The following is a 16,123-nucleotide window of genomic DNA, read 5'->3' on the forward strand; positions in this document are numbered from 1 at the left end:
TAATTAATGAAAAAAGTAGGGTTCTTCCGATCCATCCATTTGAAACTTGTGATTATATATGTTCTGTTGATTTTAATCGCGATGCAGATTATCGGAGTCTATTTTGTAAGGCAGCTGGAGCAATCACTGCTGACAAACTTTAAGACCTCTATGCAGGGCAGGGTCGATCTGCTTGCCTACAGTCTTAAAGAAGAGATGGTCAAGGAACGCACTGAAGACGATCCAAAACTGCAGGACGATATTAGAGATATACTATTGGACTATCAAGCGATAGATATTTCAGAGGTCAGATTAATCGAAAGTGGGAGCTTGAGGATTCTTGGTTCTTCCGATCCTGACAGTCAGGATGTGGTAGGCCAACGGACAACAGAACTCCTCGTAAAAAGGTCTATTATCCTTAAAGAAGAGGAAAGTGAGATCAGGATTGATCCGCAAACCGGCTATCGAATCTGGGTGTTATCGGCCCCTGTTCTCTCCAACGGGGACGCGATCGGTGCTGTCTATTTGGTAGCGAAAATTGAAAATGTCTTTACGCAGATGAAGCAAATCAACAGTATTTTTGCCACCGGAACTGCTATCGCCCTTGCTTTCACGGCTTTATTGGGTATTCTGCTCGCCCAAATGATTACGCGTCCGATTGCCGATATGAGAAAACAGGCATTGGCAATGTCAAAAGGAAACTTTTCACGAAAAGTAAAAGTGTATGGCTATGATGAAATTGGCCATCTTGCCATTAGCTTTAATAACTTAACAAAAAAGCTGCAAGAAGCCCAGGCTACGACAGAAGGAGAAAGAAGAAAGCTGTCCTCCGTCCTTTCCTATATGACTGATGGAGTTATCGCAACAGACAGAAGAGGCCGGGTTATTCTTATTAATGAGCCTGCTGCAAAGCTCCTGAATGTTTCACGTGAAACAGTTTTGTCCCAGCCGATTGTTGAGCTTTTAGAATTAGAAGAAGAATATACGTTTGAGGATCTGATTGATGAGACTGAATCCGTGATTCTCGATTATAGTACTAGCAAGAAACCGTATATTCTTCGGGCCAACTTTTCTGTGATTCAAAAAGAGACCGGTTTCGTTAACGGTCTGATAACGGTTTTACATGATATTACCGAGCAGGAGAAAATCGATATGGAACGGCGCGAATTTGTCGCGAATGTCTCTCATGAGCTGAGAACACCGCTGACAACGATGAGAAGCTATTTAGAAGCTCTCTCTGATGGTGCCTGGAAAGACGAGGAGATTGCTCCAAACTTTTTAAATGTGGCGCAGACGGAAACAGAAAGAATGATTCGCCTCGTTAATGACCTTCTTCAGCTGTCGAAAATGGACAGCAAGGATTACCAGATGAAAAAAGAGTGGCTGGAGTTCATTAAGTTTTTTAATCGGATTATTGACCGATTTGAATTAACAAAAAAACAAAATGTTACATTCAAAAGGAATCTTCCTGACCTGTCCATTTTTGTTGAGGCTGATGAAGATAAACTGACGCAGATTTTAGATAATATTATCTCAAACGCCTTAAAATATTCGCCTGAAGGAGGCAAAATTGCCTTCAACGTTGAAGTGCAGGAAGATCAAGTGCTCGTGAGCGTCACGGATCAGGGTGTAGGAATTCCAAAAGAGAACCTTGATAATATTTTTGACCGTTTCTACCGGGTTGACAAGGCACGAACACGGAAGCTTGGCGGCACCGGACTAGGCCTTGCGATTTCAAAGGAAATGGTAAATGCCCACGGGGGAGAAATTTGGGCCGAAAGTGTGGAAGGGCATGGAACAACCATCTATTTCACCCTGCCATACGATCGTTCAGAAGAGGATGATTGGTCATGACATACGAAAATATAAAAACAGTCATCCTAACCATATTGGTCTTAATAAGCGGAATTTTGACCTGGAATCTCTGGACTTTTCAGCCGGATTTTGACACAATGGATAACTCGGATTATTTAAATGAAGTAGCGCTGACGGATCACAAGGAAGTCAGCAAGATCGTTAAGCCTGACCGAATTATCTACCATGTTAACGAATCCCATTTTGGCACAAATAGTAGTGCGGATATCGATAAATTTATCCGCGAAGTGAGCAGCTGGAACTTTTATGAGACAAAAAATATCACGGCTGAGCTGCATGACATGTCCCAGCTCGTACATGGACAAGGAAATATTGAAATCATTTTTCCTGATCTTGTTCCCATCGGTTTGTATAAAAATGTTTTGAAAATAGAGCATGAAAATTTTTCGAGCTTTAAGTTCGACCGTATCATTATTGATATTGAACCAGAGCAGGAAGAAGGAAAAGTTTACTTTGTCAAATATGGGAAAAAAGAAGAGCAACAGGTGTTTATGAGCAATATCAATTCACCAAAATTAAGCCGATTTTATAAAGAATATTACGGGGCTGCAACGCAATTACCCGTTTATTTCCCGGTGAACATCAATGACAATAAAACGATTTTTTTGCCTGAACTAGCGATCGGAATGACGAAATATAAATATCTATCCTATCGGCTGAGCTCGGAAAAATTCAAGGATGCACTGTTCAGTGATCCGAGCTTCGTACAAAAGAACATAATCGAATCAGGTGAAGAGTACATTGACAGTTCCAGCATGATGAGTGTCGACCATCAAAATAAAATACTGGAATATGTCAACCCAATCGGGGAGAATGACTTGTTAATCGATGCAAGTGAATTGCTGCAGAAAAGCATTGATTTTGTAAACACACATGGAGGTTGGACGCATGCATACCGTTATGCAGGCATGGATGAAGCTAACCAGCATGTCACCTTCAGATTTTATGACTTAAAAGGTTATCCGGTTTTTAGCGACACTGGCATTTCCGAGATTTCTCAGGTATGGGGCCAAAATGATATATATAAATATACGCGTCCCAATTTTATTCTGGATGTTCCGTTGCGATCGGAAATGAGTGAAGTAACGCTGTCTTCCGGCCAGACGTCCATCGAATATTTAAAAGGAACAAAAGGATTTAAGCTGGAGCTGCTTGAGGATATGGTTCCAGGCTATAAAATGTCGATTGATGAGGAAAATTCAAACTTTATTGTACTTACTCCCTATTGGTACTATCGATATAATGGCAGCTGGCACCGCATTTCGATGAATGAAGCGGGAGGGATAAAGAATGGATTGGAGTAGAATAAAGACGATCTTTATCCTGACATTTCTCGTGCTTGACATTTATCTGACCTATGAATTTTTGAAGTTTCGGGATGAAAATAAGTTTGAATTAAGTACTGAAACCTCGATTGAAGATAAATTGGCTGCCGATGAAATCGACTATCCGGACTTTCCAAAAGATCCAATTCGTGATCAATACTTAAGCGCCAAGCCTAAATACTTCAGCAAGGAGGAGCTTCAGTCATTATCAGGCCAGAATACTTTTGTTGAGGGATCAACCATTCAAGTTGTCTTAAAAGAGCCTGTGAAGCTTAGCAAGGAATTTAAGCCTGCCGATATGAATTCTTTACTCAAAAATAACGTGTTGCACGGCAGTGATTACGAGTTTTGGGAGAAGAATAACGACGAAGGAACGATCACGTATTATCAGAAGTATAAAGAAAAATACCTATACAAAAATACGAATGGCAGCCTTGTATTTTTATTGAATGACCAAAATGAAATTTTTTCTTACACGCAGACTTATCTTGAAGAAATTGAAGAGCTTACCGAACAAGAGGAAGTTCTAAAACCGCTAAAAGCGATTGAAGCTTTGTATCAAAAAGGAATGCTACCACCTGAAAGCGAAATTACCAAGGTGGAGCTTGGCTATTACACTCTTGAACAACTCTCTGCCTCGCAAGTATTAACTCCGGCATGGCGGGTAGTCGTAAATGATGAAGAAAGCTTTTTTGTGAATGCTTTTGAAGGGCAGATTATTCAATTGTCGGACGGAGAAAAAAATAAACTGGAGTGAAGGCAATGACTTTGCATTTTAGTGTTCTCGCCAGCGGGAGTACCGGAAATGCGATCTATGTGGAGACGGAGGAACATTCGTTTTTAGTGGATAGTGGATTAAGCGGAAAACAAATGGATGCCTTATTTCAACAAATCGACCGCAGGATGGACAAGTTAAGCGGAATTTTAGTAACACATGAGCATAGTGATCATATAAAAGGGCTCGGAGTGATTGCCCGAAAATATAAACTTCCTGTCTATGCCAATGAAAAAACTTGGAGAGCGATGGACGGTTTGATCGGTGAAGTACCTGTTGAGCAAAAGTTCACATTTGGAATGGAGACGGTCAAAAGCTTCGGTTCACTTGATATCGAAACTTTTGGTGTGTCGCATGATGCCGCCGAACCGATGTTTTATGTGTTTCATTGTGGCGGTAAGAAGCTGGTTCTGATTACCGATACCGGTTATGTAAGCGACCGGATGAAAGGAATCATTTCCAATGCTGACACCTATGTGTTTGAGAGTAATCATGATGTGCAAATGCTCAGGATGGGCCGCTATCCATGGAATGTGAAAAGGCGGATACTTGGTGATTTTGGACATGTTTCAAATGAAGATGCAGCAATCGCGATGAGCGAAGTCGTTGGGGATAACACGAAACGCATCTACCTTGCTCATTTAAGCCAGGATAACAATATAAAGGATCTGGCGCGGATGTCGGTTGCACAGACGTTGGAAAGCAAGGGGCTGATCGCGGGTGAACAGTTCAGTCTTTACGATACCGATCCGAAAGTTCCGACCGCCCTTACGGCAGTTTAGGTTTATGAACATATAATTACGGTAATTTAGAGAATGAGGTCTTTACAAAGGGCATTCATTCTTTTTTTGTAAAAATAGTTGATCATGCTAAACTTATTTTGTCCGGCTGACAAGAATACAAAAATTATGAACAAACTCGTAAGATTTGTTAATAGCAAACGTTATCTTTAGAAATTTAAAAGCGAAAGAGTATAATTGTTTGTAAGAGGCAGAATAACTCTTAGCCAATCGTCGGAGTGGAAAGGATGAGGTTTTGTGGGCTATTACGATCAAGATTATGAAGGCCGCTATAAAAAGCAAAAGGGAAACAAAGGCGGCCTTTTCCTGGCAAGCCTGTTAGGGGCAATTCTCGGGGCACTGCTTGTTATTGTTGCGATTCCCCAGCTATCCAACCTTAATGTGCTGCCTTATAATATAGCACCTAATGAAAGTGGACAAACAGCTGATAACAATCACAATCAGGACCCGGGAACCACCAGGAATGTTTCGTTGAATGTCACTTCTGATATAACACAAGCAGTTGAAAAAGCCGGAGATGCAGTTGTCGGGATTTCCAATATCCAAACAACAAACTTTTGGTCGGAAAATGACGGAGGGGAACCAGCGGGAACGGGATCCGGAGTTATTTACAAGAAAGCAGGCGACAGGGCATATGTTGTCACAAATCATCACGTCATTGCAGGGGCTAGAAGCCTTGAAGTCAGCCTTCCAGATGGGGCAAAAGTTCCTGCTGAACTTCTCGGGAGTGACGTATTAACAGACCTGGCCGTCTTAGAGATTGATGGTAAAGAGGTTAAAAGCGTAGCAGAATTCGGAAATTCCGAAGCGCTAAACATTGGCGAGCCCGTTATTGCGATCGGAAATCCACTCGGGCCCATTTTTTCGGGCTCGGTAACTCAGGGAATTATTTCGGGATTGGAACGGACGATCCCTGTTGATATTAATGAGGATGGTGTCGTTGACTGGAATGCAGAGGTCATCCAAACGGATGCAGCCATCAACCCGGGAAACAGCGGCGGGGCACTTGTGAATATCCAGGGTCAGGTGATCGGGATAAACTCAATGAAAATTGCCCAGCAAGCTGTCGAAGGGATCGGGTTAACGATTCCGATCACTTTTGCGCAACCGATTATCAATGATCTTGAAGAGTTTGGTGAGGTAAGACGTCCATATATGGGCATTGATTTACGGTCTGTTAATGAAATCGCGGCTTATTACCAACAGGAAGCATTAAAGCTGCCGAGAGATGTCGATTATGGCGTAGCAATAGTCGGGGTTCAACCAAATTCTCCAGCAGCGCAGGCCGGCCTGCAGGAGATGGATGTTATTGTCGAAATGGATGGAGGCAAAATTACCGATGTCCTTGCGCTGCGGAAGCATCTTTACAATGAGAAGGAAATTGGTGAGCAATTAACGATCACATATTACAGAAACGGGCGGCTTCAGGAAGCTACAATGACGCTTACCGGGGAATCTTTATAACGGATTGTGGATAAATGAAAAAGCAGAAAGCTGACAGCGGCCTTTCTGCTTTTTCTATATTATTAACATGATATGTGGATAAGTGCAGCGGTTTTATGTACTATAAAAAGGGATAGAAAATATGAAACAGAATCCAGAGACATTCTCTGACAATGAATAATCTTGTTTAGTGACCAAGGACATTAAATATTGTAATGAAGGGGTTTAATGAATGATTTATTGCTGTGAGGAGCATGTAGAATTAGCACTCGACGTGGCTGTAGACGAATATGAAACAGCACCGAAATTTGAGAAAATCAGCGACGAACAGAGCCTGTTGACAACCTGTGGATATTGCGAAAAGCCAGCTGTATATATGGTAGCGAACGAGTGATCCCATACTAAATGTGGGCAATGTTTGTGGATATGTGGATAACTTCTGTGGATATCTTGTTTGTAAACTGTTTGTAAAGGAAGCGTAAACTGTGAATATCTCAATTGTAACAGTCGGCAAACTAAAAGAAAAATATTTGAAACAAGGAATAGACGAATACTTAAAACGATTGACCAGCTATGCCAAAGTAGAAGTCATTGAAGTGGCCGACGAAAAAGCGCCTGAAGTGCTGAGCTCCCTTGAGATGGAGCAGGTGAAGCAGAAGGAAGCTGAGCGGATCCTTGCCAAAATCAGTCCTGATACACATGTTATTGCCCTGGCAATAGAGGGGAAACAGAAGTCGTCTGAGGAATTGGCAGATGCCTTGGATAGGCTTGCTACATACGGGAAAAGTAAAGTGGCCTTTACAATCGGCGGCTCGCTGGGGCTTGGAGATGATGTATTAAAGCGTGCCGATGATAAGCTTTCTTTTTCAAAGATGACTTTTCCGCATCAGCTTATGAGGCTGATATTGGTTGAGCAGATTTATCGGGCTTTTCGAATTAATCGGGGGGAACCGTATCATAAGTAAATGAGGTTTTTAAGAAAACTCTTAGGATATATTTGGATTTAAAGGAAAAAAGTGAGTTTTGTTTACCTATTTATTAATATTTTTAGAGATGTGTTGTACTATATTAAGACTTATGAGTGAAAAGAAAGATATGTTTTTAGAATCAGCAGAAAAAGATTTAGAATTATTAAAGTAACTGCCATAAATTCACCAACGGTTGTTACTGCAATAATAAAAGATGGAAACCAAATTATAATTATAATGGAACCGAAAAAATGTTTGCAAACAAGTATTATATAGTTTAGAAAAATTATAAAACAACCTTAATAAAGTTATTAAGGTTGTTTTATTTTTAAAATCTAGTGAAAGAAAATGAATATTGGAAATTATTTAGAAATTACATATTGATCACTATTGTATACAATGGTAATATTGAAAAATAAGAGAATCGATGGAGGTATTTGAATGAGCAAATGGAAAACGTTTATCATAGAGTTTATGAATATATATAGTAAGACCTTTGTAAAAACGGTGGATATTGAACATCATCTTAAAACATTACTCAAACAAGAATATGATGACGATGGTGGATATTTCAGATTTTCTTCCGCGTTGAAGAATATGGTAGAAGAAGAAAAAATTCAACCAGTCAAAGCAAGGGGGCATAATCATCAGACTCCACCTGTATTTAATGAATATAGATTAGTAAAACAAGAGAAAAGAACGAACCCCACTCATATTAAAAAGTTAATGACCAGCTATCCATTTTTTAATATGACTGCTTTTTATGATGAAGAAGAATTTGAAAAATGGAAGTTCTATATAAATAGAGTTCATGCTTTTCTTACAAACAACAGTGATACCAAAAAGGTTATGTTGAAAGCAAATGAACGTTCCTTTGAACTATTCAGAAATGAAAAGTTTCTTTTAGATAAAGAAGGAATAAAATTTTTAGCCAATTTAGGACTCACTCTATCGGATTTAAACTGTCGAAGAACTTATGAGCCTTTTGTAGAGTACCGACCAAAACCCTCCAGAAAGCCGAAAACCATTTTAATTATTGAAAATAGAGATACCTTTGATTCTGTAAAAGAGTTAATGATGGATGGTGTTAACACCTGGAGCGGAATTACCTTTGATATGGTGATATACGGGGAAGGGGATAAGATACAAAGAAGCTACTATTTCTTAGAAGAATACCAGCTAGAAGATTACGAAGTCTATTACTTTGGGGATTTAGATGCAAGAGGAATTCATATTTGTTCCGAATTAATCAAAATAGACAACAGAGTAAAACCATTTACTCCTTTTTATATAGAACTGTTAAATTGTTATGGCACTGAACCTTCAACGAGAACCCTCGAAAGAAAATTGAAACAAACCATTATTGACGATTCATTAAAATTATTTTCAGGTTTTTTTGAATGTAACTATAGAGATGAACTCAAAAAATACACCAAAATTGTACAAAATATCCAAACGTATATCCCGCAAGAAGGGTTAAATTTAGCGATTCTACGTGAAACAGGAGAAAGGAGGTAGGGTTCTTTTTGAACGCAAACATTGAATCGATGTTAGATGGTTTTAACGAGCGGATGAAACATATCGCGATGTTTTCACCGATACTGCGATTGGAACAACCGACAAAATTTAAAGACTTGCCCATTCCTACAGTAGCTCTTTATGTACTTCTATATATGCTCGAAAACAAACTAGCATTTAATAAAAACACGACAAAAGAAGAATTACAATATGTCATTCTAGAAGTAGTTCGAAAATCCTGGAATAAGGGTTTTACAAAAGCGGAAGCAGACGAGCTTGAAGATTGGTTGGTTTCTAAAAATCTTCGAAACAGAGGAAAAGCACACACGTTTACGTATTACGATTTCGAAAAAAGAGAAGAGAAAACACATTATTTTCATCTGATTGAATATGGAGAAGGCACGAACGTCTTCAGTGATAGAGAAGATAACCTTGATGATTTCACACTCACTTCAACTGGGCTAGATATGTTATTCAAAACCAAAGAAGTATTTGGAGAGCTGCGTATTACTATTTCGCAACTATTCTTCAAACGACAATTTGAAAAAGGTCTCTTCACCGATGCTTTAAGAAGAATTCACGAAATGCACACCTTGATAGAAGATGAAAAAAAGAGGATAAAAAAATTGCAATCTACTATCGTTAAAGATGCACTTGGTGTTTCTCAACGTTCTGAACTTGAAGCCATGATAAAAAGAATCGATGAAACCTTAAAGTCAGAAAGAGAACAATTTAAGGATTTACAAAACTTAGTAGAAGAAAAAATTGATGAATACCATGAAGGTCGACTAACGGAAAAAGAGCAAGAAGGAATCCATATCATCCAAGAAATTGAAGGGAAATTACTTCAAGCAATTAGTTTGCATGAATCCTTATTTACAGAAAAACAAAAAACACAAAACATTATGAGCGAATCACTGGAATCTTCCATTATCCATGCATTTTCAGTTCATTTGGACTTTGAACAAGAAATCTTAAGAGAATTGATAGAAGCTCCGGCTACGGAAGGAGTGCTCAATGCTTTCTCTAAACCATTTCTTCCTTTAAGGCATCATAAAACATTTAACCCGCTACTCGCATTAGCTCCTCAAAAGAGATACAAACAAAAACAACAAAAAGAGGAAGAAATCGTTGAAGTAGACGAAGAAACAAAGAGAATGCAAGAGCAAGAGGAAGATAGGAAAAAAGAAGAAATCGAAAACAAAGAGTACCGATATATAACCGCTTTATTGAAACACCTGGTAGAGAAGGACAAGTATTTACTAAGTGATGTGCTCCAAATGATTGAAACCCAAGATGAAAGTCTTTATGAGGATATTCTATACAATCCAGACCCACTGTTGGGGTTAATTGCAGAACTACACCAGTCCGAATACAATTGTTTTGAAAAAGTGACTTCGGATGTGTGGAAAAACCTGCCGGATGATAAAAAGATGAATCGAATGCTGATAAGACTATCAAGTGAAGTATCAACTTTGCAAGAGATAGGGTCCTTTAGTTTATTAGAAACAGATAAATCCCACTATATCGGAACCATGAAATATAAGGATATGTTAATTACAAGAGGTGACTTTTATGGAGTGGACACAAGAAACCGCGAGTAAAGGGTTCGGCTTGTATGTGGCCCTTAGTAAAAAAGGGTTTCTTACAAGCAAAGAAGATGAATATTTTCAGTGGTATGAAGAAAGAGACGTTCAAGATTTTATACGGAAAGTGATTGAACCTACGGGGAAAGTCATGATTTTCATGGATGAACAAGATGGCGTTATTCAAATGGTGCCAGAGATTGAGAATGAAACCATGTCTTATACGAACGAGGATTTAAAGAAAGAACTAGGGTTCAAAGACAACAAAGAAATTCATCTGTTCTACTTTATTCTGTTTATTTTAATTTCGGAGTTAGAGCAACCATATGATACGGAGTTTGCTGACCGGATGTATCTCCCAATGGAAGAACTGTTGGATAAAATGAATGGATACATCGAGCAGTATGAACGACTAGGAGAAGAAAAATTAGAAGAATTAAGCGATGAATATGACGTAGATGTGACTGGAATTGTAGAATCTTGGGGTAGAATGGCTGACTTTAAAGAAGGGGCTACAAGTCATATTCGAACAAAAGATAATCGACGAATGTATATCGAAAAAACATTGAAATTCTTAGAAAAAGAAAAACTTATCAGAATAAGAGAACATACGAATATTTCTGTGACCAATAAAATGAAAAATATTATTAGTCATTATTATCACAATGTCACCAACAAAAGCAAAATTCATGACCTTCTGTTAGTTACGAAGGAAGGTACTGTAGGAGAAGGGGAGGAATGATGATATGCCACGATTAACGAAAGTAAGAATGACCAACATCCAATTAGATGAAGGTAAGAAAATCATTTCAAACAGCTTGTGGGAACCAAACGCCAAAGATGCTTTATTTATCTTAGAAAACGGTGGAGGAAAAACAAGCTTCATTCAACTAGTCACTCAAACCATCCATCCTAACTCCAATTTAAGCAAACGCTTGTTAAAAGAAGTGGTGTACAAAGGAACGACTGGTCATATTATGACGGAATGGAAACTAGACGGGGAAAATCTTCCCTACGAATACTTATGTTTAGGGTTTACCTTCATGAATGGGGAAACCAAAACAGAAGAATTAAATTATTTCACGTATCTGTTCACCTATAATACAGGTGACACGTTCAACATCAATACTCTTCCTACCATAGAAAACGGAAAGGTAACAAGACTAACTGCATACCGTAAATTTTTAAGACAACACGATATTCGACTATTTGATGTTAATCGAGATTATAAAAAGGAATTAAAACGATTCCATCTTCTTGAAGAGGAATGGAAGATGATACAAAAGATTAACGGGGATGAAGGTGGTGTGGATAATTACTTCAAAACCGCATCCAGTACGTATGACCTTTTAGTGAAACTCCTTGTCCCTGAAGTGGAAAATACCATCTTTGACAGCGAAGAAAAGAAGAAAGAAATTCAAACATACTTTAAGGAATACAGCAAGAATTTATTAAGTATTCCGGATATGAAAAGAGACCTAGAAGATTTCCAAAGGATAAAAAATTGTGCCGAAGACATGGTAAAAGCAGTAGAGGATTTTCAAGTCAAAAAGAAATCCTTTATGGAGACACAAAAGCATGTAGTCACGTTAAAGAAGAGTATTGAATTTCAAATTGCTGACAAGAAAGAAAAAATTGATACCTTAATCGAGGATATTAAGAAAAACCAATCATTAATGAATGAAGCAGATTGGAAAATTGATAGCTATAAGTCTCATACTTTAAAGCGACAAATCGAAGAGAAAGAAACAGAGCTTGCTGGTGTTGAAAATGAAGTCAAAATGAAAACGGAGCAACTAGAACAAGCGAATTATCTTTTAAGACAATTGCAAGCAAAGAAAGAATATGTGGATTATCTGGATATTCATCAAAAAGTACTACAACTAACAGAAGATTTATCAGCTCTAGCAGCAAGTGAGCCAGAATTAGAAAAAAGAAGAAACGAATCTAAAACACTCTTAACAGAAGCATTGAATTTCCTCATAGAAGAACGACAATTTGCTTTAGAGGAACAGAACAAAAACATTAAATATACAGAACAAGAGATAACTATTAAAGAAGAAGAAGGGAAACGATTAGGGAAGGAAAAACAAGATGTATTTAGCGAGTTGAAAGATGCAAACAACCATCTTAGTAACTATAAAAAAGACAAACAAACACTTATAGATGAATTAGGTGAAGAAGCTGGGATTCATCCATCACTAGTGTTGAACTCACTAGATGAACAACAAAAACAATCATCAGCCACCATTCTTAAAAAAGAAGAGAAAAGTAAATTAAATGAACAAGATATTGCCGAAAAAAGAAATTTAGTAACCAGTCAAAGTGTTATTGTCGAAAGTAAGAATAACGAGATTACTTCGTTAAAAGCTGAACAAGAGACATTCGAAAAGGAGAAATGTAATTTACTTTCACTTCTTTCAGACGATGGAAAAAACACAGAAAACATCTATGGAGATATGGAGGAGTTCCTTCGTTATTATGAGTATTCGAGAGTGGATGCGGAACAGAAAATAGATGTATTTAAACAAAATATTCATGATTTAACCAAGAAACTTAACCTTTGGGAGTCTCATGATTTCTTTGTTCCGGATGAAACCTTATTAAAAGTTCAACAACATCTTGAACATAAAGGTGTTATTACCATGTTAGGCAGTGAGTGGTTATCCGAAATACCTAGTGAAGAAATGAAGAAAAAGTATCTAAACTCCTACCCATTGCTACCTTATACATTTTTGGTGGAAGAATCAAAATTATCTGAAGCAAAAAAAGCCATGAATACCTTAAACAACGAACTGTTAAACGTACCATTACTGTTTTATGTAAAGAGTAAACTACAACTTCAAACGGAAGCAGCAGTTGCTAAAACCAATGAACTTTTCCCATTATTCAATGAGTTATATCTCTACCATCAACTAGATGTTCAATGGTTCGCATCCAAAGCAAAAATACAGGAAATTATTGATGGATTAAAGAGAGAACTTTCTCAAAATAAAGAACAATTAACCTTGGCAAAATCCACTTTCGATATTTTCAATAAGATACTAACTGCAATGGAAACATTTCGTACTCGTTATCCTAGTACATTCTTGGCATCCAACATGGAAAATATCGAGAAATTATTAGATGAAATAAAAGATATTCATCAACTAATAAATGATACAAACGAAGACATTAGGATATTAGAAAATGGGAACAAATTAATTAACGAGTTTACCTCAGGAGAAAAAGTGAAAATGGTAACGAGAAGTTCTCAAATGAGGCAACTTCAAACCTTCATGGAACTCTATCCAAACCCTGAAGCATTAGTAGAAAAAGTTCAACATCTAAAAGAACAACATGACCAATGTGAGACAAAAATAAATCTGTGTGAAGAAGAGTTAATACAGCTGCGTGGTAAATTGGATAAACAGAAAGATAAAAAACGAGACATCGACTCTGTTATGAGTGGGTTAGACAAAGAAAGAAAACAGTACCAATTGGATAAACATCTTGAACCTTCTGACAGCTACACCAACGGAGAAAAAGATGAGTATATAGCCAGATTCAATGCAGCTCAAAAAGAATACGCTAATAAAGAACAAGCAAAAAACCTTCTCGAGCAAACTCTATTTGACAAAAACAAAGAACTTGATAAGTCCGAAAGAAAAATTAATGACATTGGATTCACTTTAGAAGAAGTTAAAGGGTTCTACTCTGAAGAAATCAATCTAGAAGAAATTATTTCAAAACAAAAAGAGACAGTCGGAACACTATCTATCTCCGTAAAGGGTATTGAGATTGAAAAAGGAAAAGTAGAGGAAAATCTAAAAGGGAAAACCGAACAATTAATATCAGTTAAGAAGGAGATTGAAGACAAGTACGAAAAAGAAGTATTCCTTTATGATGAATGGCAGCACGAAGAGGAATTTCAACGTTTCAAGCAGTCAAAGGAACAATTGGGCGAGGCCAATAAAGAACTCGGATATAAGAAGACACTGTTAGAAAATACCGTAATAGATGCTGAGAAAGCAATGGTATATTTGCAGATTGAACATCTTCCTCTATATATTGAAAGATTCGGATTAATACCTGAAGAAGAAATTATTGCCAAGTCAAAAACCTATGCAAAAAATGCGCAAACACATTCTAATGAGTATTCAACAAAATTGCAAAAGTTAGAAGAGAGCAAAAAGGGTGTATATAAATCTTTTGAGACTTATTTAAATAATATTCAAGAATCCAGTAACCCAAAGACAGAACAATTTGCGAACGGTTTATCAAAATTGAAAACAAGCAATAAATTATTTGATTTCGAGTTTATTCTAGAATCTTTTAATCGTATCTTTGACACCATCAATGCCTTTGAAGAGGATTTAAATCGAAAGATAACAGAATGTGAAAAGGATAAGGTAAAACTGGTAGACTTATGTTTTCAACGAGTAGAGTCCATTTACAAGAATGTAACCGAAATCCCAAAGTTTTCTAAAGTAGAAGTATTTGGCCATGAATTGCAATTGATTAAAATGAGATGGGACCGTTTTGATGACGAAACCACTCATGGTAATTTACATTACCATGTTCAAACAATACTGGAAACCTTACAACGAATGAAGCGAGAGAACAAACCAGAAAATGAAATGAATGAGTACCTAGTACAAAAACTGGACAACGTGGTATTATTAGATAAAATTGCCCCTATCAAGAAGTGTTTTGTAAGTATCTATAAACCACGAAAAAAATCACTTATGACGACCAGTGCAGAAAACTGGAAACCTTGGGATGAAGTTTCTAAATGGTCTGGTGGAGAAGAATTCAGTTCCTATATGTCCATGTTTATGATACTTGTAACGTATTTACGTAAAAAGGTAAACGCTAAAGACGATTCCTGGAAAGTCATTATTGCAGATAATCCTTTTGGTAAAGCTTCATCAGAACACGTAGTAAAACCAATAATGGAACTAGCTAGAAAGAGTAAAATACAACTGTTTTGTTTAACAGCTCATAACAATGAAGAAATTCGTTCTCACTTTGAATGTGTCATGAGCAATCGCTATTACAATACAGCAGGTATTGAACTACTTCAAGTGGAACATAAAGAAAAAGGAGTTTCACTCGGAATGTTTGCTTATGAGCATGAGTAATATTTTATGAGGGTCATATTGGCCCTCTTTATATATAGAATTTAGAGGTGTCGAATATGTCGAAAGTAACCATTAACATACGAGTAGAACAAGAAATGAAAGAGAAACTAACCGATATAGGAAAGCAATTAGGATTATCAGAAGCAGATGTATGTAGAATGGCCTTTGCAGAATATATACAAAATCGAATCCATCTGATTAACAAAGATAAAAACAATTAATAAAGGAGTGTTGGTGATGGATACAACTATTCATAAAGAGATGGTGAGTTCCCACTAACTGGAATCATGGAGTGTAAGAGAAAAAGCAATTTGGATACATAAAAGGAGAATCATTTAATGCTGGGTAATATTTTTTAATTATCAGGAGCTATAGTTACACTTGTTTTAATACTTTCATTAAATCCTGAGTTTGAATGGCGGAAAATGTTTAAATTTAAAGAAAAGCCTACACCTAGACAGGAACTTTATAGGATGGTTGAACAAAGGATATACGCACTAGTTGGAGCATTTTTAATTGTAATTGGTTACATATTGGCAACACTTAATATAGACTTCTCTACAACCATTTTAATTAATACTGCAAAAGTACTACTTATATTGTATGGTTTGTCATTTTTTCTAAGCATTTGTTTTCTCTAAGATTAATAAAGGTCATTTTATACGTGCTTTCACTAGCGTTGCACAAAAAATCTATGAAAAAGTCAAGGGTGAAAAAATGGAATAAAAATC

The 16,123-nt window shown here is 37.1% G+C and carries 12 protein-coding genes; all 12 read left to right on the top strand.

The window, feature by feature from the left end; genetic code table 11:
• The first annotated feature begins 6 nt into the window (after nt 1-6).
• Complete coding sequence (walK, locus tag CU635_RS20195; RefSeq protein ID WP_101579172.1) at nt 7-1,833, top strand: cell wall metabolism sensor histidine kinase WalK; 1,827 nt, start codon at nt 7-9, stop codon at nt 1,831-1,833.
• Nucleotides 1,830-3,158 carry a YycH family regulatory protein gene (locus CU635_RS20200; RefSeq protein WP_101579173.1) on the top strand — a complete coding sequence of 443 codons (1,329 nt, stop codon included), beginning with the start codon at nt 1,830-1,832 and terminating at the stop codon, nt 3,156-3,158. Before walK ends, CU635_RS20200 begins: the two co-directional genes overlap by 4 nt.
• Entirely contained in the window at nt 3,145-3,936 is a 792-nt protein-coding gene (locus CU635_RS20205) for a two-component system regulatory protein YycI (protein ID WP_101579174.1), read from the top strand. Before CU635_RS20200 ends, CU635_RS20205 begins: the two co-directional genes overlap by 14 nt.
• Nucleotides 3,937-3,941: 5 nt before the next feature.
• A complete protein-coding gene (locus CU635_RS20210; RefSeq protein WP_101579175.1) occupies nt 3,942-4,736 on the top strand; it encodes an MBL fold metallo-hydrolase in 795 nt (264 codons plus the stop codon).
• 255 nt (nt 4,737-4,991) lie between these two features.
• On the top strand, nt 4,992-6,218 hold the full coding sequence (locus CU635_RS20215) for a S1C family serine protease (protein ID WP_101579176.1): 1,227 nt from the start codon (nt 4,992-4,994) through the stop codon (nt 6,216-6,218).
• 211 nt (nt 6,219-6,429) lie between these two features.
• Nucleotides 6,430-6,591, top strand: coding sequence for a CxxH/CxxC protein (locus CU635_RS20220; RefSeq protein ID WP_101579177.1), 162 nt, complete (start codon nt 6,430-6,432; stop codon nt 6,589-6,591).
• A gap of 91 nt (nt 6,592-6,682) precedes the next feature.
• Nucleotides 6,683-7,162, top strand: coding sequence for a 23S rRNA (pseudouridine(1915)-N(3))-methyltransferase RlmH (gene rlmH / locus CU635_RS20225; protein ID WP_101579178.1), 480 nt, complete (start codon nt 6,683-6,685; stop codon nt 7,160-7,162).
• 444 nt (nt 7,163-7,606) lie between these two features.
• On the top strand, nt 7,607-8,683 hold the full coding sequence (locus CU635_RS20230) for a Wadjet anti-phage system protein JetD domain-containing protein (protein ID WP_101579179.1): 1,077 nt from the start codon (nt 7,607-7,609) through the stop codon (nt 8,681-8,683).
• An 8-nt stretch (nt 8,684-8,691) separates the two neighbouring features.
• Nucleotides 8,692-10,287, top strand: coding sequence for a hypothetical protein (locus tag CU635_RS23515; RefSeq protein ID WP_101579180.1), 1,596 nt, complete (start codon nt 8,692-8,694; stop codon nt 10,285-10,287).
• A complete protein-coding gene (locus CU635_RS20240) occupies nt 10,259-11,011 on the top strand; it encodes a DUF6063 family protein (protein WP_101579181.1) in 753 nt (250 codons plus the stop codon). The genes CU635_RS23515 and CU635_RS20240 overlap by 29 nt, the downstream gene beginning before the upstream one ends.
• A 4-nt stretch (nt 11,012-11,015) precedes the next feature.
• A complete protein-coding gene (locus tag CU635_RS20245) occupies nt 11,016-15,392 on the top strand; it encodes a coiled-coil domain-containing protein (protein ID WP_101579182.1) in 4,377 nt (1,458 codons plus the stop codon).
• A 56-nt stretch (nt 15,393-15,448) separates the two neighbouring features.
• Entirely contained in the window at nt 15,449-15,613 is a 165-nt protein-coding gene (locus CU635_RS20250; RefSeq protein ID WP_101579183.1) for a type II toxin-antitoxin system RelB/DinJ family antitoxin, read from the top strand.
• The last annotated feature ends 510 nt before the right edge of the window (nt 15,614-16,123 follow it).

The organism is Bacillus canaveralius (genome assembly GCF_002860125.1).
Lineage (GTDB): Bacteria > Bacillota > Bacilli > Bacillales > Cytobacillaceae > Bacillus_BJ > Bacillus_BJ canaveralius.